Raw genomic sequence first — 24,992 nt, 5'->3', positions numbered from 1 at the left:
CGTGTGGTCTCTTGCTGCTCAAACTGCGCCGTTCGTCAGAGCGTCGAGCTTGCGGCGCAATGCGGCGTTTTCCTCTTCCAGCGTGGCGATGCGCTCATGCAAGGGGTGTGTGGCCGTGGAAATCTCCCGGGCGCTAAAGCGCGGCGCGATGTGCTGGGGACAGTTCCAGTCGAAGGCTTCAAGCCGCAGCCGGAATATCCGCTCGGGCACTGCGCGATAATGGGCGTCGGTCAGCTCAGCCTTCAGTTCGCCATTGGCTTCGAGAGACAGCGTTTCGACATGCACGAAGATCTTCAGGCGCGCGCGCCGCCCATAGTCGACGAGGATGAGGCAGGCGCGGTCGTCCGCCTTGAAATTGCCTGTGCTGATATATTGCCGGTTGCCGCGATAGTCGAGGAAGGCAAGCGTCTGGTCATCGAGCACCTTCAGGAAACCGGGTGGCCCGCCGCGATGCTGGACATAGGGCCAGCCCTTTTCCGAGACCGAGGCCATATAGAAGCTGTCACGCTCCGCGATGAAGGCTTTTTCATTTGCGGTGAACCGGTCAAAGGCGCGGTCGCCCCTGAAATCGACCCAGAGATCTTCGGCTCCCATCTCCGCCTGGGCGGCGCGCACGCTGGGCGTGAGAGCAATGCTCATGAAACCATATGTCATCGCGTGCTCCTCCTATGTTGCACCGTCGGAAGCCGGCCATGCGGAAAAACGATAGTTGAAATCCCTAGCGCGCGGAAGCCGGGCTCCAACCGCGCGATCACCGGGTGGCCGCCATCGGATCACGTTGCCAGCCAGACACGCAAGGGCAGGGGCTCCCCTCAGGCTGGAATATCTGCTGCCGTCGCGATGAAATTGGCGGTTTCGAGCGGGTGGGACAGCATCACCGCGTGGCTGCTGTCGATCTCGAATATGGTCGCCCCGGCTCTCTGCGCCATGCGCCGCTGGGCGCTGGGGGGCACCATCCGGTCGGCGGTGGCCAAGAGATAGAAGCTCGGTTTCTCCCTCCAGGCCGCCCGGCTGATCGGAGTCGTGGCGGCTTGCAGACCCCAGGGCACTTGCGCGGCCGCCATGAAGCGGGCCTTTTCCGGATCGACATCGGCTGCGAATGCGCGCGGAAAACCCGCCGGCTCGACCAGCAGAAAACCGTCCTGCGGCGGCATGACCGGCGCCTTTGCCTCCAGGGCCTCCGTTGGCGCGTCGTTGAGGGCTGCAACCGATTCCCCGCTATCCGGCACGAAGGCTGCGATATAGGCGAGAGCCTTGATCTTCTGCGAATGTCCAGCCTCGGTGATGACCGCCCCGCCATAGCTGTGGCCAACCAGAACGACAGGATGCCGTGCAGCCGTGATGGCCCGCTGCGTTGCCTCGACGTCACCTTCAAGCGTCAGGGTCTGGTTCTGGACCACCAGCACCTCATGTCCGCGCCGGGTCAGCAACTCAAAGACAGGCTGCCAACCCGAGGCATCGACAAAGGCCCCATGGACCAGCACGATGGATGTGCCCGTTTCGTTGGGAATGACTGCGGACGCAATATCATTGCCGACCATGTTTCCTGTCCTTCCAAAGGTGCCGTTCTCGCTGAACCTCAGCTTTTCATCACTTGCAGAGCTTGCGACCGAGGAAATCCCGGATCAGCGGCGCCATCACATCGAGCTTTTCCTCAAGGGCGAAATGGCCGGTGTCGAGGATGTGCATTTCCGCGTCGGGCAGGTCGCGCATATAGGGATGCGCGCCGGCCTCCGGAAAGATCTTGTCGTTCTTGCCCCAGACGATCAGCGTCGGCGGCTTTTTATCGCGGAAGAAGGCCTGGAATTGCGGATAAAGCGGCACATTGGCGCCATAGTCACGGAAGAGGTCGAGCTGGATGTCGCGATTGCCGGGACGGTCGAGCAGGGTCTGGTCGATCGTCCAGTTGTCCGGGCTGATGCGCGAGAGGTCACCGACGCCATCGGTGTACTGGAAATATGTAATCTCAGGGGTCACCAGACCGTTCAGCGTCTCCCGACGCGCCTGTGACGGGTCCGCCCAATAGACCTTGACCGGCGCCCAGAAGGCGTTGTCGAGGCCTTCCACATAGGCGTTGCCGTTCTGCACGACCAGCGTCTGCACCCGCTCCGGATGTTTGATCGCCAGCCGGTATCCAACCGGGGCACCGTAATCCATGACATACATGCTGTAACGATCGACGCCCAGCGATACCGTCAGCTTCTCCACCACATCAGCCAGGTGTGCGAAAGTGTAGTCGAAGCGGGTATGATCCGGCGCATCGCTGTGCCCGAAACCGGGAAAATCCGGCGCGATCACGTGGTAGCGATCGGCAAGCAAGGGGATGAGGTTGCGGAACATGTGCGACGATGTCGGAAAGCCATGCAGGAGCAGAAGCACAGGGGCATCGGCAGGCCCGGCCTCGCGATAGAAGATCTTCACACCGTCGATCATACGCGTGTTGTAGTGCGTGACGGGGACCATGGCCGCATTCGTTTTTGCGGTCGCTGTCTCGCAGCGGGTCTCGGCTGCTGCAGGTGTCGCGATCAGCAGGGCCGTCGCTGCCATCATCATGATGTGTTTCATATCTGTCCCCTCGCCAGGCATTGCGAGCGGTCCCTGATGGACGCCCTTCCTTACCTGAGGTAGCATCGGGTTCTTCGCACCACGAGTTAATTGAGGTAAAAAGAAGAGGGGGAGGGAGTGGCGCTTACGTTGAGGAAGACCGGGTTTTTCCGGCCTGCGGCAAGACATCGGTCGTTGCTGGCCGGGCATGACGATGAGCGCACTTCCTGCTACCGATAGTTGGTGACACCGATCAGTTTTTGTCTGTCAGCTGCCGGTGCAGGCGATACACTGGACGAACGCTGGCGCATGCGGGGATATGTGATGCAAGAGACGCGCGACGGCGGGGGAAAGGATGCTGGCTCCGGGCCGGCACCACTGCGTTCCAGCTACCGGTTCGGCCCCTTTCACCTGTTGCCGGAACGTCAGCTTCTCCTCCACCATGACGAGCCTGTCCATCTTGGCGGCCGGGCCTTTGATCTGCTGACCTTGCTGGTGAGCCGGGCCGGCGACGTTGTCAGCAAGGCTGAACTGGTGGCGCATGCCTGGCCCGACTGCTTCGTCCATCACGACAATCTGAAGGTGAATGTTGCGGCACTGCGCCGACAACTGGCCGACCGGGGCCGCGATACAGCCTATATCGCAACCATTGCCGGGCGGGGATACAAGTTCATTGCAAGGGTGGAAGGCGACGACGGGCGGGACGCGCCTGGAAACAATCGGCCGCAGCCCGCCGGACCGCCTGATGTGCCTCAGCTTTATGGCCGCGAAGAAGTCGCCGGCATCATTGCGCAAAAGCTGGTCTACCCCGGCTACGTGACCATTGCAGGGCCTGGCGGCGTGGGCAAGACATCGCTTGCCATCGCGATTGCGGAGCGGATGCGCGGCGAGTTTCCCGGCGGCATCGCCTTTGTGGATCTGTCGACAATCGACGATCCCCGCTTCGTCGTGCCGGCGCTTGCCACGGCGGTCGGCGTGTCGCTCGGCCTGGAAGACCCTTTGGGCGGCGTGATCGCGGTGCTGCGACAAACCCGGACGCTGCTCATCGTGGACAATTGCGAGCATGTCAGCGCCATGGCCGCCGCCGCCATTGACCGGATCGCGGCTGCCATCCCGTCGGCCGCCATCATCGCAACCAGCCGTGCGCCGCTGCGGACCCGGCACGAGCATGTCCATTTTCTGGCCGGGCTTGCCTATCCGCAAGATCAACGGCGCCTGCGCGCCACCGAAGCCCACACCTTTCCAGCCGTGCAGCTTTTTGTCGCGAGAGCAAAGAGCGCCGGTGCATTCCAGCTGACCGACGACAATGTCGAGAGCATCGTGTCGATCTGTACGCGGGTGGAGGGCCTGGCGCTTGCCATCGAGCTTGCGGCCGGCAATGCGGCGATCTTCACGCCGTCTGCTCTCGACACGGCGCTTCAGCAGGGGCTCCACACGCTGGGGCGCGGGCCCCGACAGGCGCCGCTTCGCCACCAGACCCTGGAGGCCGCGCTGGACTGGAGTTACCGCCTGCTTCCGGAAAGCGAAGCTGTTCTCCTGCGTCTTTTGTCGGTCTTTGCCGGCCGGTTTGCCGCCGACGATGCCGATGCGCTGTTTTCCGCCGGTTATCTCGATCCGCTGGCCGGGCGCGACGCGCTGGCGCAACTGGTGGCAAAGTCGATGGTCTCCGTCGAGCCCGAGGAGGGCATCCTCCACTATCGCCTGGTGGAAAGCACCCGTTCCTATGCAAGACAGCGGTTGGCCGCAGCCCCCGAAAGGCAAAGGGCGAAGCGGCGTTTTGCTGGCCGGATGCGGGAGTGGCTTTGCCATGCGGAGCAGGCCTGGTCCACCGACAGCTCTCAACCATGGTTGCGCAAATATCGGGGCCGGATCGACGATGTGAGGGCCGCGATCGGTTGGGCATTCGGCCCCGACGGTGATGCGCAGATCGGTGTCGATCTCGTGGTGAGCGCATTGCCCTTGTGGCAGGAACTGTCGGCCTTCAAGGAAATGCTGACGGCCGTGGATCTGGCGCTGAATGCGCGCCGCGATCCCTCCCCGCAAACAGCACTTGCAACGGTGAAGCTGACGATTGCCCGGGCATGGGCGCTGACCCTGGCACTGCGGCTGAGGCCCGAAACCGGTGCGGCATGGTCTGAAAGCATCCGGCATGCCGCCGAGGCGGGGAGCGTGGACTATCAGATGCGGGCCGTCTGGGGTCAGGCGGTTCACCGTGCCTATACGGGCCGGCCGCGAGAGGCGCTGCAGGGGCTCGAACGTTTTGGGACCGTGTCCGGTCTGGACTGGTCAGCAGCGCCCGATGCGGAGCGGCTGCTTGCTCATATCGAGGTCTATGCAGGCCGCCTGTCGTCAGCGTCGCGCCGGCTCGAGGCGCTGGCCGTGGCCTGGGAGGGGCTTGAGGATCGTCCGGGCCTGTCGCGGTTCCAGATGGACCTTGGCGTTGCCATCGGAATGTCACGGTCATTTCTGCTCTGGCTGACCGGCGAGCCGGACCGTGCCTCCGGCATGGCAATGGCGGCGGTTTCCCGGGCAAACAGGCTCGGCCATCTGATTTCGCAGGGCAACGCGATCTCGCTGGCCGCCCTGCCGATCGCCTATCTCACTGGCAACCTCGAGACGGCATCCCGGTTGCAGCGCCAGCTTTCTGAGATCAGCACCCAGGAAAACATCAGCGTGTGGCCGGGAACAAGCCAGTTTTTCGCCGGCGCCATCGCAGCCGCCCGCGGCGATGGCGCAGGCCTTGCCATGATGCAGGACGGCATAAACGAGCTTGCCGGCGGCGGCTGGCTGACGCGCGTTGCCTTCTATCGCTGCATCCTGGCGCAAGCGCTGCTTCAGGCAGGCGAGACGGACAAAGCCGAGCATGGCCTTGAGCAGGCCCTCGCCAGCCGGTGCCTGCGCCAGGAACGCTGGTGCCATCCGGAGATATTACGGCTTGCCGGGCTGCTGCGGGCGTCTCGCGGCCGGCCGGCAGATGCCGAAAGGTTTTTCGCAAAGGCGCTGCGATGCGCCCGTTCGATGCAGGCGCGTTCGCTTGAACTGCGCGTGCTGGGAATGGAGACACAGTAGGCGCGGTGGGGCCGCATCAACTGTCGGCGCGCGGCTGCATACGATAACAATGTCTTGCCGTTGCAGCCGGATCATCGCACGCCGTGCGCCTTCAAGAGCAAGACAGCGGCTAACGTCTGTTAGCCGCTGTTTCCGCCCATCAGCAGGGCGTGAATTTATCGAGACGAATGCGCCTGTGGACGAGGTGGGATCATTCCCACTCGATTGTGCCCGGCGGCTTCGACGTCACGTCATAAACGACCCGGTTGATGCCGCGGACTTCGTTGATGATGCGGGTGGCGGTGCGGCCGAGGAAATTCATGTCGTAGGGATAGAAGTCCGCGGTCATGCCATCGACGGAGGTGACGGCGCGAAGGGCGCAGACGAAGTCGTAAGTGCGGTAATCGCCCATGACGCCGACGGTCTGGACCGGAAGCAACACGGCAAAGGCCTGCCAGATGGTGTCATAGAGGCCGGCCTTGCGGATCTCGTCGAGATAGATGGCATCGGCCTTGCGCAGGATATCGAGCTTTTCGCGGGTGACGGCGCCGGGGCAGCGGATGGCAAGGCCGGGGCCCGGGAATGGGTGACGGCCGATGAAGCTTTCCGGCAGGCCAAGCTCGCGGCCAAGTGCGCGCACTTCATCCTTGAAGAGTTCGCGAAGCGGCTCGACAAGAGCCATGTTCATGCGCTCGGGCAGGCCGCCGACATTGTGGTGGCTCTTGATGGTAACGGACGGGCCACCGGAGAAGGAGACGCTTTCGATAACGTCGGGATAAAGCGTGCCCTGGGCGAGGAACTTTGGCGCGCCCTTGCCGTCATCGGCGATCTTGGCGGCTTCGGATTCAAACACCTCGATGAAGAGGCGGCCGATCGTCTTGCGCTTCACTTCCGGGTCGGTGACGCCGGCAAGCTCGTTTAGGAAGAGGTCGGAAGCGTCCACATGGACGAGCGGGATGTTGTAGTGGTCGCGGAACATGCCGACCACCTGCTCGCTCTCGCCCATGCGCATCATGCCGTGATCGACATAGACGCAGGTGAGCTGGTCGCCGATCGCCTCATGAATGAGGATGGCGGCCACGGAGGAATCAACACCGCCGGAGAGCCCGCAGAGCACGCGGCCGGTGCCGACCTGGTCGCGGATCTTGCGGATCATCTCGGCGCGGTAGGCGGCCATGGTCCAGTCGGATTTCAGGCCGACGATTTTGTGGACGAAATTGGAGAGAAGCTTTGCGCCGTCAGGCGTATGCACCACTTCCGGGTGGAACATGGTGGTGTAATAACGGCGCTTCTCATCGGCAGCGATGGCGAAGGGGGCGTTTTCGGACGTTGCGATAACCTCGAAACCATCAGGCAGTTCGGTCACGCGGTCGCCATGGCTCATCCAGACCGGATAACGGCCGCCGGCGGTCCAGAAACCGTCAAACAGCGGGCTGTCCTTCTTGATCTCCACATCGGCACGGCCGAATTCTGCGGCATGACCGCCCTCGACGGTGCCGCCGAGCTGGGTGCACAGCGTCTGCTGGCCATAACAGATGCCAAGGATCGGCACGCCCGTCTCAAACACTTCCTGCGGTGCGCGCGGGCTGCCTTCGGCCGTCACAGAGGCCGGGCCGCCGGAGAAGATGACGCCCTTCGGCGAAAGCTTCAGGAAGGCGTCGCGCGCGTTCTGGAAGGGGTGGATTTCGCAATAGACGCCGGCCTCGCGGATGCGACGGGCGATCAGCTGCGTCACCTGGCTGCCGAAATCGATGATGAGGATGCTGTCGGGATGCGCTATCTGGGTCATGGCGAGCCTTTAATGAAAACTTCCGCTTTTCGCAACCGGGTCAGAGCGCCAAATCGCCGGAAATCAGGGCCTGTGCGAGACGATCGATGGCGTCTGCCAGTTTTTCGTCGATCACATGCAGATACTCGGTCCAATCTCCCACATGGCGAAGTTCTTCCTTGCCATCGGAAATGCCGCGAAGGCCGATCAGCGGCACACCAAAACCTTGCGCGGCGCGCAGCACGGCAAAGGTTTCCATGTCCACCATCTCGGCCTCGATCGCATCATAGGCAGAGCCTGAGACGATATGGCCGCCGGTGGAAAGGCGGGCTGCGGGAATGCCGGGGATGGCATGGGGGAGGGGCACTGCGGCCGGCAGATCGAGGAAGGGCGTGCGGCCCTTTTCAAATCCGAGCGGCGAGGCATCCATATCCCGGTAGCCGACCGAGGCGGCCTGGTAGACGGCGGTCTGTTCCAGTTCTCGCGATCCGGCCGAGCCGAGGCAGACGATAAGATGCGGCAGGCGGCCTTCCGCTTCCAGCCGGGTGAGCGTGCGGGTGACGGCAATGGCCGCCTCTACCGGTCCGACGCCCGTCATCAGCGGGCGGATGCGCACCTTCAGATGCGGGCCATATTCGGCATCCACAGCCATCACGAAGAGGATGGATCGGTCGGCGACGGTTAAAAGCTCAAAACTCATCCGGAAATATCCTGCCTGCCGCGGATCACCATCATGCTGCCGCTCATGGAGGCGATCAGTTTGGCCGGGCCGTCGCTGAGTGCATAGGCGCGGCCGTCGGCCACGATGATGGTGGAGCCGGGTTTTGTAATTTCGCCGCGAAAGAGGAACCGTTCACCGCGCCCCGGCGACATCAGGTTGACCTTGAATTCGATGGTGAGAATGGAGGCTTCCGGCTCGATCACCGTATAGGCGGCATAACCGCAGGCAGCATCCAGCCCGGCGGCAATGACGCCGGCATGCAGAAAGCCGTGCTGCTGGGTCAGCTTTGCATCAAACGGCATTTCGATCTCGACCATGGCCTGCTCGACGCGCGTTAGTTGCGCGCCGATGGTGACCATCGCCTGCTGCCGTCCAAAGCTGCGCCGAACGCGCTCGCGGAAATCGCCGGGATCTATGTCGTCCATGCCTGCCATCCTTTCGCGGCTGCGAAAGTGGCATGGCAGAGGAGATGCCGCAAGCCGGAGGTGGTGCTTCTCTCTTCGGCGGGGCGAGGTCACGCTGGCTTCGGGCTATTTCCTTGGGCGGGACGATGCAAGATCATTGTGCGCAGTCGGCGTGAAGCGGACATTGGCCGTCGCATAAGTCGGTCGCGAAACTCTGATTTTTGCACCCGAGTTTCGCGACAGAAATTCTCCCTTAATATTCAGGGACGGTCGATCTGTCGCGAATGTCAGCATATTTGCGACAAGGGAAGCGGGAAAGCTTCCCGCTCCCTGCTCTTCAAGAGATCAAATCGACGACTTTCGAAAAGTCGAGGTTTTGAGGCGTAATCCAACCCATTTCGCGTGGTCCCCGGTCTTTCGGCACGCAGGTTAGCGGAACGGTGTTGTCCACAACTGTAAGCGCAAAATTTGCCGCCCAGACAGTGCCGGTTCCCTTCAAGAAGAAACCAAAGAAAAGCGATATGCCTTCCGGCGGCACATCCACGACGATCCTGCGGGTGGTCCAACCATTGTCACCAAAGAGCCATCCGTCAGAGTGATGCTTCAGATTGTCGAATGCGAGGGTGTGTCCAGGCGATTTATCGACCCGCGCCCATAGGGTTGCGCCGTGCGAAACCCGCTCGGTCGCCAAGTCTGCGCGAATTTCAAGCCGTTTTCCATGGTAAGGTGTTGCCGCGATGGTTTGCGCGAGCGTTCCGAACACCCGTGCCGTATCGCGATATCGTGTGAATGGGAACCGTGTGTAGCGGATCAGCGCCGCCCTCCGGCCGGAACCGAGTGCGTTTTCATCAACTCCATAATCGAATTCGGTTGGATGCTCGCCCACGAAATCCCAGGACTGAAGCGCTTGCGTGCGGCGTGCATCGGAGGCTTCGGTCCGCTTGATCCTGGCTGAGAGGGTATTCCAATCATCCAGGCCAAATTGCTTTGCGATGATATTCAGGCTTTCGCCGTGAGAGATATCGACATTCTTCTCGCGTAGAGAAGATTCGAGAACTTTCGCCATACGTTTGGCGTCTCGGTAGGTGTGCATTGAGTTTCCCTGTAATGGGTCAATCCCAAAGGCCAGTGCTCACGTTGCTGACGGATCGACCTCTCGCAAGGAAATTGATCGTCATTCAGATGCTTTCACCATCCCGGATGGGCGTGAGCGGCCGGCAGCATCAACCTTACTTGCAAAAATGTTCGTTTGGCCGATTCTTGTCAAGGCTCGCCGGGCGTAAAGACAGGATCAGCTCGTTCAGCACCCTGTTGAGATATCCGGGCCGTTCCAGTGGAACGTAATGACCACAATCTGGGACGATCCGAAGCCGCCCATATCGTGCCTGCTTCGCCTGCACACACGACTATCTATGCGACGACCTTCCAAATTAATGAATATCGAACGGTCCCGTGGAGCCGACGGCTTATTGCGAATGTCTCCTTTTGGCGCAAAGCGGAAGCCGCCTTTCGGCCGTGGTCTCACGTGCGCCCTTTCGATAGCGAGATTGGGCGGCCCACGAATGATCCGGACCTGATGATCCGCATGCTGATCATGGGTTACGGCTTCGGCATCCGTTCGCTGCTTCTGCAGGCGCGGCCTTGAAATTGAGATGGGGCTTAAAGCCGATTGGGCCATCCATGGCTAATTCAACAGGAAAAGCGACAGGTTGAGCAGCGTCGCAAAACCGACCCAGGCGGCATAGGGCAGGAAGAGGATCGCGCTCAGGCGGTCCGGCCGCCAGCTGATGCGGATGAAGACGAGGATGGAGACGAGAAGCGGAATGATGACGACGAGGCCGAGGCTGGTGCTTTCCATGCCGAAGAAGGCGGGTGTCCAGAGGAAGTTGAGCGCCATCTGGCCAAACCACAGCTGCGTGCGGCTGGAGGCGGGGGCTTCCAGCCAGCCGCGGGCGCCGGCAATGCCGATCAGCACGTAAAGGGCGGTCCAGACCGGGCCGAAAATCCAGTTCGGCGGGTTGAACGGCGGCTTTTCCAGCGACTGGTACCATTGGCCGGGGATGTTGGAGACCCCGATCAGGGCGCCAAGGCCGACAACGACGAGAATGAACAGGAGATGGACGAGAAGTTTCTTCATGGCGTCCTAACTAGGGCGGTTGTTGCCGATAACCACAGGGGGCAGAGGGAGCGCTTCAGGCGAGATGCACCAGATGCTGGTCCCAGGCAAGGGCCGAGCGGGTGCCGGCCAGCGTGCCCCTGTAGGAGGAGACGGCAAGTCCGTCCGGAGCGCTTGCCACGCCTGCCGCATCGGGCACTGCCTGCTCGGCCAGAACCTTGCCGGTGCGCGCATCCAGAATGACGGCGGCGCCGAGTTTGGGCGAGGTGAGGCCGACCAGCCGCTCCTTGCGGTTGACGGCGATGGCGCCGACGTAATTTCCCAGCCGCTGCGTGGTTTCGTCCGGCAGCGAGACGAAACGCAGGTCTTGCCCGAGCGCAAACGAGCCGGCAAGCGGCGGCAGGTCGCTGCGGGCGCCCTCATACTGGCAGGCAAACCAGATGCGGCCACCCTCATCCACGTCGAGATGCCGGGTGGAGAGCTGGCTGAGGGCAGGCGGTAGCGCATGGCGCTCCACCACATGCCCGGTGGCGGCCTCCAGAATGGCGAGCGACGGCTGCATGCGGTCGAGATTGAGCTTTGTGCGGCCGAAATCCGGGTGGGTCTCAATGCCGCCATTGGCGACGATCAGGTGGCGCCCGTCATCGGAGACGGTCATGTCATGGGTGCCGATGCCGGCGGCCTCAAATTCGCCGATGCGGGCAAAGCCGTTGGTGGCATCGTAAAGGCCGATCATGCCGCGATTGCCGTCAAAGTCATTTTCGCTGGCGTAGAGAAGGCGTCCGTCCGGCGAAAAGTATCCGTGGCCGTAATAATGGCGTCCCTCCGGCGCGTGGATCAGCACCGGCTGTTCATGTCCTGCAGGATCAAAGATCATGGCAAACGTGCCGGGGCGGCGGGCGAAGGCGACGCCGCGGCCGGTGACGCGGCAATAGGCAAGGCCGTGGGCGCGCGCCGGAAGCGCGATGCGGTCGATGATCTTTCCATCGGCAGTGGTGGTGGCGATGCCATAGGCCCCGTCAGGGCTGCGGAAACCGGCGGCAAACACGGCCTCCGCCCGCTCCAGCGCACAAAGTCTCTCAGGCGAAAGGGCTGCCAGAAAGCCGATGCCGGCGGCGCGCATGAACTGGCGCCGATCGATGTCGCCGGTGCGCACCATGTCAGTCGCCATCCGAGAAGGAGAAGCCGGCGCCAAGGCCCAGACCGCCGCCGAGCCCGTCATTCAGGCGCAAGATGAGGTCGCGGCTGTTCATCAGCAGGAAATCCAGCTTCTGGCGTTCCTTTTCGTCTGCCACGGCCACTTCCACATCGGGGTTCACGTCGTTTGTCACCCTCGTCAGCGATTTCAGCACAAAATCGATGGAGGTGACGACCGACTGCTGGTCGGGGGCGAGGAGGTCGCGGAATCCGGAGACATCGAGGAGCCGGTGGATGCCTTCAAGATTGCCCGACAGCATGGGGAAGGTGAGTTTGGAGCGCCAGAACAGCGCCTGGCGCGGAAAGGTGTTGTTGGCTTCGCCCTTGTAGAAGGTTTCGATGCGCTGGTCGCGCGCAGCCTCTGCCGAGTGAACGAGGATGCCAAGCGCTTCGGTAACGCCCTCATGGCCGTCGCGGAAGACGGCGCTGTCCTTGCCGGGGTTTTTCCAGTCCTGCTGGATGCCGTCAGGCTCGTCCCAGGCTTGCGTCAGTTCGGTGGCGATGCGCTGGACATTGCCGGCGATGGAGAGGCCGTAACGGCAGCGGAAGCTGTTCTTCTCGCTGAGGAGCACATCCTTGCCGGTGCCGTAAAGCACAAATTCCAGCGCGCCGAGCCCCTGCACGGCAACGCTTTTCTGCGCAAGGCCGGCCGGCGTGGTTGCCCCTTCATCGGCTCCGGCCAGCACCGCCTGCACCTGGCGAAGGCCAGTGCCCTTGCGATCCGGGTAAAACAGGATGCGCTCGAAGCGGTAGGCATCGAGCACCGGGCCGACGCGCACGATCTCGATCTGCGCCCAGCTTGTGGCGGCATCGGCAAAGGCCGTTTGCGCCGCCGCATAGGTTTTGTCGGAGGGGGTCGCGCAAAGATCTGCCATGGCATTGGTCAGCACGGCACTCTGGCCGGAAAACTGGCGATAGCCGGGGCGGATGAAATCATCCACCACCTTCACCATCACGTGTTTCGTCGCTTCCTCGCTCAAGGTCTTGGGCGGGGCCGTGTCGGCCTCCTGCGCAAGGGCCGTGGTGGCCGAAATGAGGGTGAGAGCGAGAGCGGACAACCATCTCGACATCAGAGTGTCTCCAGAAATTTCAAAAGCAGGTCCCGGTCGTGCCGGGCAAGGGCAGAAAATGCGGTACGCGCCCGTTCCGCTTCTCCACCATGCCACAGAATGGCTTCGGTGAGGTTGCGGGCGCGTCCGTCATGCAGGAAAAAACTATGGCCGTTCACGGTTTTTGTGAGGCCGATGCCCCAGAGCGGCGGGGTGCGCCATTCCCGACCGCTCGCAACGCCGACGGCTTGGCCATCGGCGAGGCCATCGCCCATGTCATGCAGCAGGAAATCGGAATAGGGCCAGATCAGCTGGAAGGCGAGCGCCTTGTCCTCGGTATCGCGCCGCGTCACATATTTTGGCGTGTGGCAGGCGGCGCAGCCCGAGGCGTAAAACAGCGCCTTGCCGGCCAGAACATCCGGCGCATCGACATCCCGGCGCATGGGGACGGCGAGGTTTTTCGAATAGAAGGTGACGAGATCCATCACCGGATCGGGCGCCTCGCTGTCGCCTAGGCGCGGCTGGACGCCGTTTGCAAGGGCATGGCAGGCGGTTTCAGCTTTTGTGCAGTCGCCATAGGCATCGAGCCTATCGGGCGTGGAAATCCCCATGTCACCGGAAAAGGCGGCGGCCACCTGATCGCGCACCGTGGCATTCTGCGCCTTCCAGCCGAAGCGGCCAAGCGTGAGGCGGCCGGTCCGGTGATCCTTCACCAGCGCCGCCTTGCCGGAAATGCCGTCATGGTCGCGGTCATCGGGATCGGCGCGGCCAAGAATATCAGCCTCGGCGATGGCCTCGATCAGGCCCATGCCGGGCATCGGCGGGGCGATGCGGGGGGAAAGCGTGGTGTTCGTATCCAGCGGGCCGTAGGCGAGGTCTGCCACGGTGTAATGCGGCTTGCGCAGCATCACAACGGTGCCGTCACCGAGTGTGACGGCCAGGTCTTCGTAGCGGATGTTGATTTCGCCTTCGGCGGCAAGGCCGGGCACGGCCAGATCCTGCAGCTGTTCGCCATAGACCGGATCGGGGAAATTGAGCACATCGTGGCGGTCGATCATCGCCTGTTCGGCGGGCGTGCGGGCGGGGCGTGCCAGCCGCAGCAGCATGGACGTCGTGTCCGTGGCACCTTCCGGCGGATGGCCACGGCCATCACGCACATGACAGCTCAGACAGGCGCGGGCATTGTAGAGCGGCCCCAGCCCATCGGAGGCCTGCGTGGAGGAGGGGGCGGCGACCCAGAGTTTGGAAAACAGCGCATTGCCGAGCGAAAATTCTTCGCGCGCGGCAAAATCCAGATTGGCTGAAAAGTCCGAAAAGGCGTTTGCATCGACAGGCGCCGTCGACGTGGCGGCACCGCCGGCCATGGCCTCGAAGGGGTCGGGTTTTGAAAAGTCGGTAGCGGCGGCCGTGACGGCCTCGACGCGAAGACGGTCTTTTGCCGAGAGATCTGTGCGGTGCCCATCGCCAGCCATGGCCGCGGGGCCAAGCCAGGCTGTGCCGGAAAAGGCTGCTGCGCCAAAAAGGGCTGCTGCAAGGGTGAGGGCTGCGGGGCGCAGGGTCATCTGGGGTTCGGGCCGGACATTGCGCACAATATCCGGCCCGCTCCGATCTGGTTATTTGAAGACGGCGTTGGGATTGTCGAGGCTGTCGGAGCCTTCGAGCTTGACGGTGCCGAGATCAAGCGCGGTGACGATACGCTCGACGGTCTTGGTCTGGTCGATCAGCCCGTCGATGGCGGCCTGCACCACGGCATTGCCTTCTTTATTGCCTTCGCCGATCATCTGGTCATAGGCTTCCACTGTCTCGCCGCGCTTGGCCATGGCGTGCATGGCATCCAGCGTCTTGTCGAGCTTGGCGGTCATTTCCTTGTCGAGCGCCGGATCCTTGGCCTTGACGATGTCAGACAGCGACGGCCCCGTCATCTTCGTTCCATCGATGCGCGTATAGGTGCCGTTATAGGCGGACGCGATGCCGATGGCGTCGTTGAGATGCGAGTTGAACGTGTTGTCGGAGAAGCAATCATGCTCCTCTTCCGGATCGTGCAGGAGAAGGCCGAGCTTCATGCGCTCGCCAGCAAGTTCGCCGTAAGACAGCGAGCCCATGCCGGTGAGGATGGCGGTGATGCCAGCCTTCGGATCGGCCTCAACGGCCTTTGCAGCTTCGCCATCCGGCGCCCAGGCGGTGACCATTTCCTGAAGGTCTTCGACCAGCGCGGTGGAGGCGGATTTCAGGTAATCGGCGCGGCGGTCGCAATTGTCGTGTGTGCAATTGGCCTTGTCGTAATCGGTATAGGGCCGCTCGCCGGCACCCGGGCCGGTGCCGTGCAGATCCTGACCCCAGAGCAGGAATTCGATGGCGTGATAGCCGGTAGTCACATTGGCTTCCACCTCGCCCGCCTCATGCAGGCTGCGGATCAGCTCCGGCGTGATCTTGGAGGCATCGATCTCTTCGCCGTTCACCTTCAGCTTGGGATTGGCGATGATGTTGGCGGTGTAGAAGGCGTTCGCATCGCTTTCGGTGCCGTAGGAGGTATCGACGTAATCGATCAGGCCTTCGTCCAGCGGCCAGGCGTTGACCTTGCCTTCCCAGTCATCGACGATGGGGTTGCCGAAGCGATAGACTTCCGACTGCTGGTAGGGAACGCGGGCAGCAATCCAGGCCTTGCGCGCCGCCGTCAGCGTTGCCTCGGAAGGTTTTGCGATGAGCGCGTCGATGGCGCTGTCGAGGGCCTTCGCCGTCGTCAGCGAATCCTCATATTTGGCATGCGCGAGATCGGCGTAATGGGTGAGAACCGCTGCCGGTTCGGCAGCGCTTGCCGGTGTCACGATGAAAGCGGCGGAGGCGGCCAGCGCTCCAAGGCTCACGTTCAATAGCGTTCTACGGATCATGGTTTCTCCTGCGTCAGCGGATCGCGATCCCCGTGTCATGGCGCAAACAAAAACCAGTGTCAAACAATCTAGATTAGAACGGTTTGAAGTGGTGGCCGGGCTCTGCGCGTGTTTTGATCAAGCGCAAGCCCGGCCTCAACTGAGGCTATACGTTGCGCTGCAACCGGCAGAAGAAGAAGCCGTCGGTGCCCGTGCTGGCCGGCGTCAGCGTCAGGCCCGCGCCATCGGTGGAATAGGGTTTTGCAACATCTGCCCCGAACAGCTTTTCGTAAGCCGGCAGGCTTGCCACCGGCTGGAATTCAGGGTTTTCCGTGCAGAACCGTTCGACCTGACGGGCGTTTTCTTCCGGCAGAACAGAACAGGTGACATAGATCAGCGCGCCGCCCGGTTTGACATAGGCGGAGGCGGAGGTCAGCGCATCACGCTGCTGGTCCAGCCGCTCGTCGATATTTTTCTGCGTCAGCTTCCATTTCGTATCGGGCCTGCGGCGCCAGGTGCCGGTGCCGGTGCAGGGGGCATCGACCAGCACCACGTCGAGACGACCTTCGAAGGCCTTCAACTGGGCGATGTCATCATGCACCTGCACATTGCGGGTGCCGGCGCGGCGCAGGCGCTCGATGATCGGCGCGAGACGTTTGCGGTCGGCGTCATAGGCGTGAACCTGGCCCTTGTTGTGAAGGGTTGCCGAAAGCGCCAGTGTCTTTCCGCCGCCGCCGGCGCAATAATCCAGCACCTGCTGGCCATCGGCGGGCTGGACGAGATCGGCAACGATCTGCGATCCCTCGTCCTGCACCTCGAACCAGCCCTTCTGGAAGGACAGTTCCGCCGTGACATTGGGAAGGCGCGAGGCGCCGGTGCCGCTGTCGATACGGATGCCGTTGCGGGCAATACGGGTGGGTTTTGCGCCGGACCGGTCGAGCGCCTTCACCACCTTGTCACGGTTGGATTTCAGCGTGTTGGCGCGAAGATCCAGCGAGGGGCGTTCGGCCATGGCCTTGGCTTCGACAAGCCAGCCCGCACCGAAGGCGGTTTCGAAGGAGGGAACCAGCCATTCGGGAATGTCGCCCTGTACATGAAGCGGTGCTTCGGAAAGATCGCGGGCCATAAAGGCTGTCAGATCCGGTGCTTCGGGCGCAAACTTATCATCGGTGAGTTCGGCGGCAAGTGTGTCCGGGGTGAAACCCCATTGGCGCAGTAGAACCGCGTAGACGAGGGCGGCTTCGCCATCATCCTGCATGAGATAGGCATGCGACAGGCGCATGCGCAGCGCGTCATAGACAATGTTGCCGATGGCAGCGCGATCGCCGGAGCCGGCGAAACGATGGGCAAGGCCCCAGTCCTTGAGGGCATCGGCGACAGGACGCTTGCGCGTCTCGATATCGGCCAAAACCTCGATGGCTGCCGCCATTCGTCCGCCCAAACGCATCTTTTGCTCTCCTACGGTGTATCAGCGCGTTTAATCGCGATCCATGGCAAGAGCAAGGGCAGGGCGTGACGGGGGCAAGGCCGGCAGAGGCTGCCAATCAGCCGAGCACTTCGTAACAGACCTGGGCGGTGCCGGCGGCAACCATGCCGATGTTCTGGGCGGCGGCCTTGGAGAGATCGATGACGCGGCCCTTGATGAACGGTCCACGGTCGTTGATGCGCACCACAACGGTCTTGCCGTTTCGCTTGTTGGTGACCTTCACCTTGGTGCCGAAACCGAGCGACTTGTGGGCGGCCGTCAGGGTGGACGGGTTCATGCGTTCACCGGAGGCTGTCTTGGAATTCAGTGCATACCAGGAGGCGTGACCACAACCGGGTGCTGCATGGGCGTTGATGGGACCGAGAAGGCTTAAGGTGGCGATGGCAACTGTTGCGAAAGTCGTGCGTTTTACGAGCGTCAAATTTGGTTATCCCCTGAGACCTGCGCCAGCAATTGGCGTGTGGGAGGCTTAGGGACGGCCAAAAAAGGCGAAAACGTGGGGTTTGTCATCACGCAATGTTAATAACTGTAACATTTGTGATGGAAAGCCGGCTAACGAGTTTGACCCGTTAAGTTGGAAAAAATTTAAGCGAATCAGTAACAAACTGGAAAACTGTACCGGGTGGATTCGGGCCATTCCCGGCCTCACGAAAACGGCCGAAATTTTTTTATCGTCCGCCTGCCCGAAACGCCATATTTGGACAGATTTTATGGCGACTTGCCCATTAGATTAAGAAAGAATGACCAGAAAGAGCTATAAGGATGGAATTTTCATCCGAAAGCGCGTGTTCCAAAACGAGACTCGAGGCCCCGGAAATCAGGGCTTCCAGCGGTCGGACACCCAGAGGTCCATAAGAGAAATACGATATTCCGGATATCTGAACTGAAACCCCAGATTGCAGATCTTCGCATTGGAGACGCGTTTGTTCTCGCCGTAGAAGGACCGTGCCATGGGGCTGAGTTCTGCCGTCTCGAAGGCCTGTTCGGGCGGCGGGGCAATGCCCATCAGGCGGGCGGCTTCGCTGACGACATCCTGCGGCGGGGCGGGTTCGTCATCGGTGATGTTGAAGATGCCGCCGAGATTTTTGTCGGCGAGAAACAGCGTGGCTGACGCGATATCCTCGACGCGGATGCGGTTGAACACCTGTCCGGGTTTTACCAGCCGGCGCGCCGTGCCCTGCGAAAGATTGACGAAACCGTTGCGGCCGGGACCGTAAATGCCGGAGAGGCGCAGCACGGCCATCGGCGTGCCGGCTTTGCCTGCCGCTTCCATCCAGGCCTCTTCCGCCGCCACCCGCTCCACCGAGCGCACCGAAACGGGCCGGCAGGGCGTCTCTTCCGTCACCCATTGGCCGCCGTAGTCGCCGTAGACGCCGACGGTGGAGAGATAGGCGGCCCAGACGAGGTTCGGAAAAAACTGTTTGAGATCGCCGCCGGTCAGCATCAGCAGCGGATCGCCGGCTTTTCCCGGCGCGATCGATTGTACCAGATGTGTTGTTTTTTGCATTTCCGCGAGAAGGGCTTCCGACAGGTGTTCCCCGTCAAACAGGAAGGGCGACATGCCTTGGGCGGCCAAAACCTCCAGCCGGTCCGCGCTACGGGTGGTGCCGGAGACGGTGGCGCCTGCCGCGCGGGCTTCTGCGGCAATCGCCTGGCCGGAATAACCGGCGCCAAAGATCATCATCTGCATCGTCATGCTCCTGCCATCTGCCATTCCGCTTCCACTTCAGGGTCTTCGTCCTGTCCGCGCATTGTGGCAAGGTCTCGAAAGGCCTTTGCCGGCATCAGGCGCGACAGCGTCCAGACTGCCATGGCGCGCACCACCGGCGCTGCATCCGACAGAAGGGCCAGACACGGTTCGATCAGGGCCGGATCTCCCGAATTGCCGGCCGCGATCAGCACATTTCGCACAAAACGGTCACGCCCGATGCGCTTGACCGGGGACCCCGAGAAGAAGGCGCGGAAGACGCCATCGTCAAGGCCTAGCAGAAAATCGATCCGCGGCTCCTTCAGGTCCTCGCGTGCGGAAAACTTCATTTCAGACGCGCTGGCGGCAAACTTGTTCCATGGACAGGCGGCCAGACAATCGTCGCAGCCATAGATGCGGTTGCCGATGAGTGGGCGAAATTCTGCATCAATCGGACCCTTGTGCTCAATGGTGAGATAGGAAATGCAGCGGCGCGCATCGATCTGGTAGGGGGCTGGAAAGGCGTTGGTCGGGCAGGCGTCGAGACAGGCGCGGCAGGAACCGCAATGGTCGCGCTCGCCCAAGTCGATCTCTAGCTCGGCCGTCGTAAACAGGCTGCCGAGAAACAGCCAGGAGCCGTGGCTGCGCGAGACGAGATTGGTGTGCTTGCCCTGCCAACCGAGACCGGCGGCCTCTGCCAGTGGTTTTTCCATCACCGGGGCGGTATCGACGAAGACTTTCACATCTTCGCCGGCGCGGGCGGCAAAGCGGGTGGCGATTTCCTTCAGCCGGCCCTTGATGACGTCATGGTAATCGCGGTTGCGGGCATAGACGGAAATGGCGGCGCGGTCCGGCTTGTCCTGAAGGCCACGCGGGTCTTCGTCCGGGCCATAGTTGAGGCCGAACATGACGATGGAGCGCACCTCGCTCCACAACGTGCGCGGATCGGCACGGCGGGCATAGGTGTCCTCCATCCACGCCATCGTGCCGTGTCGGCCGGCCTCGATGAAGGTGGCGAGACGGGCCGGGGCCTGCGGAATGGCATCGGGAAGTGTGATGCGACAGAGATCGAACCCTTGCGCCTCAGCTTCCTTGCGCAGGAAGTCCGTCAGCTTGCGGCGTCGCAGGGCCTGCTTGTCGGTGTCGGCGGGCTTATTCGCCTCAGAAGTCGAGATCCGCATAATGAGATACCGGCGTGATGCCGCGGATGCGTTCCGCCAGCATGGGGCGGAACGAAGGCCGCGATTTCAGCCTCTGATACCATTCCTTGGCAACCGGTGTCTCCTGCCAATCGATTTCGCCGAGATAATCGAGCACGGAGATCGAGGCGGCCGCGGCAAGATCGGCATAACTCAGCCGCCCGCCGGCAAGCCAGGTGCGCGAGCCCGCAAGCCAGGCGAGATATTTCATGTGCTGGCGAATATTGGCGCGCGCGGTGCGCAGCACTTTCGAATCCGGCGCGCCGCCGCCCTGGGCCTGCGTCATCTGCAGCTTGTAGACGCGCTCACGCGTCAAAGGCCGCGTCACGTCCTGCTCCATCTTCAAGAGGAACCATTCGGTGAGGCGGCGGATTTCGGCGCGCTGGAAGGGATCTTCCGCCAGAAGCCTGCGGTCGCGCTTCAAGACACCATGGGTCTCGTCGAGGAATTCCAGGAGAACATTGGGGCCGCAAAGAACCCGCATGCTGTCATCGACATAGACGGGAAGCGTCGCTGCCGGATTGAGCGCCAAAAACTCGCGCCGCTTCTCCCAGGGCTGCTCTTCGACCAGATCCGTCTGAAAGCCGTATTCCGCCAAAATCAGACGGACGAAACGCGACGCTGAAGACATCGGGTGATGATAGAGGGTGGGCATGGACACATGAACTTTATGCTGATTCGACAGGGAGGATGGCTCGCATCTTTCGCTGGCCTGACGTATGCCAGCTATATGGGTTTGATAAGCCCAGCACAAGCAATGCCGACCCAACTCCATCAAACTGTCGTCATCTACTCAATAAAGGATTAAGAATGGCGGACCAGAGCATACTTAGCGCGTTCATTCTTGGGGTGGTCGAGGGGATCACCGAATTTTTACCGATTTCCAGCACCGGCCACCTCATTATTGCCGAGCAGTGGCTGGGCAGCCGGTCCGACACGTTCAACATCGTGATCCAGGCCGGCGCGATCCTTGCCGTCACCATCATCTACTGGCGCCGGCTTATGAGCCTCCTTCTCGGCTGGCGTGAGCCGGAAAATCGCGATTATGCGCTAAAGCTCATCGTCGCCTTCCTGATCACCGCCGTGCTGGGCCTTCTCGTCAAGAAGCTTGGCTTCGAACTGCCGGAGGATGCAAGCCCGATTGCCTGGGCGCTGATCATCGGCGGTTTCTGGATGATCTTTGCCGAATGGGCGGCTGCAAAGCGTCCGCAGAGCACGCGCATCACCTGGCTTGCGGCCATTCTGGTCGGCATTGCGCAGGTGGTGGCGGGGATCTTTCCGGGCACGTCGCGGTCGGGGGCGACGATCTTCGTCGCCATGCTGGCCGGCACCGGCAATCGCGCCGCCGCCACCGAGTTTGCCTTCCTCGTCGGCATTCCCACCATGTATGCGGCCAGCGCCTATCAGCTTTTGAAAACGCTGAAGGACCAGGGCCTGGCGGGTGAAGACTGGACCTCGCTCGGTGTTGCCTTCGTCACCTCGACGGTGGTTGCCTTCGTGGCGGTCAAATGGCTGCTCTCCTATATCCAGACCAACCGCTTCACCGTGTTTGCCGTCTATCGCATCATTCTGGGCGTTTTCCTGCTCGGTCTTGCCTCCTTCGGCATGATCGCCTGAAAGACACACGCCGCGGTGCCAAAACAAAAGCCGGGTCGCAGAAGCGGCCCGGCTTTTTCAATAGGATCGGCTGTGTTCGCAAACTGTGCGCCTCATGCCCCTTGGGAGACGGGCGGGCGCCTTACAGCCGGATGATCAGCGATGGATCGAACCCGTAGTGCTGCACGGATCGACGCCGTAGGCAGGGGCGCAAGAGCCCTTGTTTGCTGCAACCGTGCCCGGCGCCAGGAAGGAGCCGGCAACAATGACGAGTGCCGCACACGCGAAAAACAGTGCGATGGACTTGCCCATGGAAGAATGCCTTTCGGAGGATGAAATCTGTGTCACGGCCATACGGTTCGTCGTTGCGAGAGGCTGCGGTTTACGGGCCGAGCCTCAAGACATCAATAGGCCATTTTGATGAACCGCCGGTTAATGGAAGCCTGTCGGCGGCTGCGACTTTTGTGTCACATTAGACGATGTGAAAACAGGCAGACCGTCGGCCTGCCTGTTTCTGTAGCATCCCGGATCACTTTAGGCCGGTAAGCGCCTCAGGCGGCCTTGCCGCTGCCGGTAAACTGTCCCTGAACGCGATACTGCACGAGATAGCTCGGCAGGATGCTGGACAGAAGTGTCGGCGCAATGCCGAGGCCCTTCAGTGTGCGGCCTTCCTGCTCGGCAGCGCTCGAAACGACATTGTCGTTCTTCAGGAGCGTGACCTGGTCGCTGGTGAGCGGCGGCGTGATGAGGGGGATTTTGGAGGCGATGCTGCCGATGAAGGAGGCGATGCCGAAGGGCAGGGACACGAACGGGCGCTTGCGATAGGTGACGCGCAGCACTTCCTCGAGACACTGCTTGAAGGTCAGCACTTCTGCGCCGCCAATCTCATAGATCGTGCCAGGCTTGGCCTTGCCATCGACGGAGAGCGCCACGGCTTCCGCCACGTCTTCCACAAAAACCGGCTGGAACTTCGTGTGGCCGCCACCGATCAGCGGCAGGAACGGCATGGAGCGCGCCATGTCGGCGAACTTGTTGAAGAAACCGTCCTCGCGGCCAAACACGATCGAGGGGCGCAGGATGACGGCGCTCGGCAGGATCGACAGGATGGCATCCTCGGCGCGGCCCTTCGAGCGGCCATAGGAGGAGGCAGATTTCGCATCAGCGCCGATGGCTGAGACATGGGTGAGCGTTGCGCCGGCGGCCCGGGCCGCTTCCGCCACGGCCTTGGCGCCGAATTCCTGCACGGCATCGAAGGAGTTCTTGCCACTTTCAAACAGGATGCCGACGCAGTTGATCACATGGGTGGAACCGGCAACGGCCTGATCGACGGAGGCGCGGTAACGCAGGTTGGCCTGTACCAGCTGGATCTGGCCGGCATAACCGGCCGGGCGCAGGAAACCGGCAAGATCGGGACGGCGCACGGCAACCCGGATGCGATAACCACGCTTGGCCAAGGCACGCACCACATGCCGGCCAACAAAACCGGAGCCTCCGAACACGGTGACAAGCGGCGGAAGATTGGACATGGTCATGGCAGTGCTCCGGAAGCCTTGGGAGAGAGATTCTTCCTCTGTCTCTAGCCGATCCGTCCGGCAAGGTGAAGTGTCCTGTAAGGCACTCGGACGCGGGGAGACTAAAAAGCCGCAGGCAATGCGGGACGCCGGCCGCAAGGCCGGCGCCGGGAGGCATCAGACGCCTTCAACGACCACCAGTTCGCCATCTGCCACTTCCTGGCGGATCTTTGCGGCGATCTGGTATTCGGGCGAATGAAAGCAATCGATGGCGGCCTGCGCGGAGGGAAACTCGATGACGACGTTGCGGGCGCGCGCCGTGCCTTCCAGCTCGGTGGCTTCGCCGCCGCGGGCGAGAAACACCGCGCCGTATTTTTCAAACGCCGGCTTTGCGGCCGCGACATAATCCTTGTAGCGCTCCGGCTCGTTGATATCGATGCGGGCGATCCAGTATCCCTTGGCCATTTTGCCGTCTCCCTTTTCGTGGTTTCTTCTGCGACTAGAGGCTTAAAGTGCCGTTGCCATCTCGGCAAGGATGGCGCGGGCAGCCGTCAGCGGATCGTCTGCCTTCACGATCGGGCGGCCGACGACGAGATGGCTGGAGCCTGCCTTCAGTGCATCAAACGGGGTAACGACGCGCTTCTGGTCGCCGGCGTCGGCACCTTTTGGGCGGATGCCGGGGGTAACGAGCGCCATATCCGGCCCGATGATTTTTCGCACGGCGGCTGATTCCTCGGCCGAGCAGACGATACCGCCCATGCCGGCCGCGCGCGCCTGTTCGGCCCGCGTCAGCACCAGCGTATGCGGATCGTATTCGTAGCCGGCCTCGCGCAAATCGGCATCGTCCATGGAGGTGAGCGCGGTGACGCCGAGCAAGCAGAGGTTCGAGCCCTTGGCGGCCTCGACTGCCGCGCGCATGGCCTTGGGATAGGCATGCAGCGTCAGCATGGTGACGCCCATCTTCATGATGTTTTCGACGCCCTTGGCCACCGTATTGTCGATGTCGAGCAGCTTCATGTCGAGAAACACCTGTTTGCCATCGGCCACCAGATCTCGCGCCAGGTCCAGCCCTCCGACAAAGGCCAGCTGATAGCCGATCTTGTAAAAGGAGACGTCCGAGCCGAGCGTTGTGACAAGGCTTTCCGCCTCGGTAACGGTTGGAACGTCGAGCCCGACGATCAGGCGGTCGCGTGGGGTCATCACTTGTCTCCTTGCCAGAATTCCATCGGCGTCCAGTCGCATGTGAGGCGGCAATCGACAAGGGAGCGGGCCGGACGGAAGGCAAAAAGATTGCCGCCGCCACCCGGCTGGTCGCCGTCTCGGGCAATCGGCTTGCCCGCCAGATGGCATTTCAGAAGCGTGCCGACGCCGCCATGGCCGATAAAGGCGATGGGCCGCGCCAGATCGTGGTCGGCAAGCACGCGGGAGACGGCGGAGACGATGCGCGCCTGCGCATCCACCGCCCGCTCCCAGCCTTTGAAACTTTCCGTCGGATGGGCAAAAAACCAGTCTGCGGCCGCTTCGAAGGCCGGCGGCGGCAGAAAACCGGTCGCCGAGCGGTCGTTTTCGTGCATGGTCTCATCGATCTCGGGTGTGATCGATGCCGCCTCGCCAAGAATATCAGCCGTCTCGATCGCTTTCGTCTCGCCGCTGCAGATGATGCGGGCGAGTTGTTTGACCCAGGGCTGCTGTGCAGCCTTTCGGGTCCGTTCAACCCCGAGATCGGAAAGGCCCCATTGCGGCACCGGCACGTCGGCGGAGATTTTTACCTGCGGGTGGGTGATGTAGACGGCAAACAT

Annotated in this window: 25 protein-coding genes; 3 read left to right on the top strand and 22 right to left on the bottom strand. The window is 62.0% G+C overall.

Annotated features, from left to right (window positions below; translation table 11 throughout):
* Window positions 1–18: 18 nt before the first annotated feature.
* From AC4CWF_RS17165 to AC4CWF_RS17155, 3 genes are all read right to left on the bottom strand, one after another.
* Complete coding sequence (locus AC4CWF_RS17165) at window positions 19–654, bottom strand: pyridoxamine 5'-phosphate oxidase family protein (protein ID WP_491282840.1); 636 nt, start codon at window positions 652–654, stop codon at window positions 19–21.
* Window positions 655–812: 158 nt separating this feature from the next.
* A complete protein-coding gene (locus AC4CWF_RS17160; protein WP_491282839.1) occupies window positions 813–1,541 on the bottom strand; it encodes an alpha/beta hydrolase in 729 nt (242 codons plus the stop codon).
* A 49-nt stretch (window positions 1,542–1,590) separates the two neighbouring features.
* Entirely contained in the window at window positions 1,591–2,565 is a 975-nt protein-coding gene (locus tag AC4CWF_RS17155) for an alpha/beta fold hydrolase (protein WP_491282837.1), read from the bottom strand.
* 303 nt (window positions 2,566–2,868) lie between these two features.
* On the opposite strand from AC4CWF_RS17155, the gene AC4CWF_RS17150 reads away from it, so the two are divergent.
* Window positions 2,869–5,613, top strand: a complete 2,745-nt coding sequence (locus tag AC4CWF_RS17150) for an ATP-binding protein (RefSeq protein WP_491282835.1) — start codon at window positions 2,869–2,871, stop codon at window positions 5,611–5,613.
* Window positions 5,614–5,803: 190 nt separating this feature from the next.
* On the opposite strand, the gene guaA is transcribed toward AC4CWF_RS17150, so the two are convergent.
* The 4 genes from guaA to AC4CWF_RS17130 all read right to left on the bottom strand — a co-directional run bounded on the left by guaA (window position 5,804) and on the right by AC4CWF_RS17130 (window position 9,578).
* Entirely contained in the window at window positions 5,804–7,381 is a 1,578-nt protein-coding gene (gene guaA, locus AC4CWF_RS17145) for a glutamine-hydrolyzing GMP synthase (protein WP_491282834.1), read from the bottom strand.
* 40 nt (window positions 7,382–7,421) lie between these two features.
* Window positions 7,422–8,060, bottom strand: coding sequence for a 5'-methylthioadenosine/S-adenosylhomocysteine nucleosidase (locus AC4CWF_RS17140; RefSeq protein WP_491282833.1), 639 nt, complete (start codon window positions 8,058–8,060; stop codon window positions 7,422–7,424).
* Complete coding sequence (locus tag AC4CWF_RS17135) at window positions 8,057–8,506, bottom strand: PaaI family thioesterase (RefSeq protein WP_491282832.1); 450 nt, start codon at window positions 8,504–8,506, stop codon at window positions 8,057–8,059. Before AC4CWF_RS17135 ends, AC4CWF_RS17140 begins: the two co-directional genes overlap by 4 nt.
* A 316-nt stretch (window positions 8,507–8,822) precedes the next feature.
* Window positions 8,823–9,578 carry a glyoxalase superfamily protein gene (locus tag AC4CWF_RS17130; protein WP_491282831.1) on the bottom strand — a complete coding sequence of 252 codons (756 nt, stop codon included), beginning with the start codon at window positions 9,576–9,578 and terminating at the stop codon, window positions 8,823–8,825.
* Between the two features lie 240 nt (window positions 9,579–9,818).
* Between AC4CWF_RS17130 and AC4CWF_RS17125 the strand changes: the two genes are divergently transcribed.
* The gene (locus AC4CWF_RS17125; RefSeq protein WP_491282830.1) at window positions 9,819–10,130 is read left to right on the top strand and encodes a hypothetical protein; all 312 of its coding nucleotides are present in this window, start codon (window positions 9,819–9,821) and stop codon (window positions 10,128–10,130) included.
* Window positions 10,131–10,169: 39 nt separating this feature from the next.
* Here the strand turns inward: AC4CWF_RS17125 and AC4CWF_RS17120 are convergent, their stop codons facing one another.
* The 10 genes from AC4CWF_RS17120 to AC4CWF_RS17075 form a co-directional block, all read right to left on the bottom strand.
* Window positions 10,170–10,622: a TspO/MBR family protein gene (locus AC4CWF_RS17120; RefSeq protein ID WP_491282829.1), complete on the bottom strand. Its 453-nt coding sequence runs from the start codon at window positions 10,620–10,622 to the stop codon at window positions 10,170–10,172.
* Window positions 10,623–10,677: 55 nt separating this feature from the next.
* On the bottom strand, window positions 10,678–11,760 hold the full coding sequence (locus tag AC4CWF_RS17115; protein WP_491282828.1) for a DUF1513 domain-containing protein: 1,083 nt from the start codon (window positions 11,758–11,760) through the stop codon (window positions 10,678–10,680).
* A 1-nt stretch (window position 11,761) separates the two neighbouring features.
* Window positions 11,762–12,868 carry an imelysin family protein gene (locus AC4CWF_RS17110; protein ID WP_491282827.1) on the bottom strand — a complete coding sequence of 369 codons (1,107 nt, stop codon included), beginning with the start codon at window positions 12,866–12,868 and terminating at the stop codon, window positions 11,762–11,764.
* Entirely contained in the window at window positions 12,868–14,409 is a 1,542-nt protein-coding gene (locus AC4CWF_RS17105; protein ID WP_491282826.1) for a di-heme oxidoreductase family protein, read from the bottom strand. Before AC4CWF_RS17105 ends, AC4CWF_RS17110 begins: the two co-directional genes overlap by 1 nt.
* A gap of 51 nt (window positions 14,410–14,460) precedes the next feature.
* Window positions 14,461–15,735, bottom strand: a complete 1,275-nt coding sequence (locus tag AC4CWF_RS17100) for an imelysin family protein (RefSeq protein ID WP_491282825.1) — start codon at window positions 15,733–15,735, stop codon at window positions 14,461–14,463.
* A 145-nt stretch (window positions 15,736–15,880) separates the two neighbouring features.
* Window positions 15,881–17,161, bottom strand: a complete 1,281-nt coding sequence (locus tag AC4CWF_RS17095; RefSeq protein WP_491282824.1) for an RsmB/NOP family class I SAM-dependent RNA methyltransferase — start codon at window positions 17,159–17,161, stop codon at window positions 15,881–15,883.
* 97 nt (window positions 17,162–17,258) lie between these two features.
* A complete protein-coding gene (locus AC4CWF_RS17090) occupies window positions 17,259–17,582 on the bottom strand; it encodes a septal ring lytic transglycosylase RlpA family protein (protein WP_491285466.1) in 324 nt (107 codons plus the stop codon).
* Window positions 17,583–18,017: 435 nt separating this feature from the next.
* The gene (locus tag AC4CWF_RS17085) at window positions 18,018–18,890 is read right to left on the bottom strand and encodes an NAD-dependent epimerase/dehydratase family protein (protein WP_491282823.1); all 873 of its coding nucleotides are present in this window, start codon (window positions 18,888–18,890) and stop codon (window positions 18,018–18,020) included.
* 2 nt (window positions 18,891–18,892) lie between these two features.
* Entirely contained in the window at window positions 18,893–20,068 is a 1,176-nt protein-coding gene (gene queG / locus AC4CWF_RS17080; protein WP_491282822.1) for a tRNA epoxyqueuosine(34) reductase QueG, read from the bottom strand.
* A complete protein-coding gene (locus AC4CWF_RS17075) occupies window positions 20,049–20,741 on the bottom strand; it encodes a glutathione S-transferase family protein (protein WP_491285464.1) in 693 nt (230 codons plus the stop codon). Before AC4CWF_RS17075 ends, queG begins: the two co-directional genes overlap by 20 nt.
* A 155-nt stretch (window positions 20,742–20,896) precedes the next feature.
* Here AC4CWF_RS17075 and AC4CWF_RS17070 point away from each other — a divergent pair, with 155 nt between their 5' ends.
* Window positions 20,897–21,703, top strand: coding sequence for an undecaprenyl-diphosphate phosphatase (locus tag AC4CWF_RS17070; RefSeq protein ID WP_491282821.1), 807 nt, complete (start codon window positions 20,897–20,899; stop codon window positions 21,701–21,703).
* Window positions 21,704–21,838: 135 nt separating this feature from the next.
* Here AC4CWF_RS17070 and AC4CWF_RS17065 read toward each other — a convergent pair whose 3' ends face one another.
* The 5 genes from AC4CWF_RS17065 to AC4CWF_RS17045 all read right to left on the bottom strand — a co-directional run bounded on the left by AC4CWF_RS17065 (window position 21,839) and on the right by AC4CWF_RS17045 (window position 24,992).
* Complete coding sequence (locus AC4CWF_RS17065) at window positions 21,839–21,994, bottom strand: hypothetical protein (RefSeq protein WP_491282820.1); 156 nt, start codon at window positions 21,992–21,994, stop codon at window positions 21,839–21,841.
* Between the two features lie 239 nt (window positions 21,995–22,233).
* Window positions 22,234–23,214 (bottom strand): complex I NDUFA9 subunit family protein, encoded by a 981-nt coding sequence (locus AC4CWF_RS17060; protein WP_491282818.1) that lies wholly within the window; start codon window positions 23,212–23,214, stop codon window positions 22,234–22,236.
* 156 nt (window positions 23,215–23,370) lie between these two features.
* On the bottom strand, window positions 23,371–23,658 hold the full coding sequence (locus tag AC4CWF_RS17055; protein ID WP_491282817.1) for a DUF1330 domain-containing protein: 288 nt from the start codon (window positions 23,656–23,658) through the stop codon (window positions 23,371–23,373).
* A gap of 42 nt (window positions 23,659–23,700) precedes the next feature.
* The gene (gene pyrF, locus AC4CWF_RS17050; protein WP_491282816.1) at window positions 23,701–24,393 is read right to left on the bottom strand and encodes an orotidine-5'-phosphate decarboxylase; all 693 of its coding nucleotides are present in this window, start codon (window positions 24,391–24,393) and stop codon (window positions 23,701–23,703) included.
* Entirely contained in the window at window positions 24,393–24,992 is a 600-nt protein-coding gene (locus AC4CWF_RS17045; RefSeq protein WP_491282815.1) for a histidine phosphatase family protein, read from the bottom strand. The genes pyrF and AC4CWF_RS17045 overlap by 1 nt, the downstream gene beginning before the upstream one ends.

Source organism: Neorhizobium sp. PAMB6630, from assembly GCF_058242775.1.
This window is presented reverse-complemented; position numbering and strand designations above follow the sequence as displayed.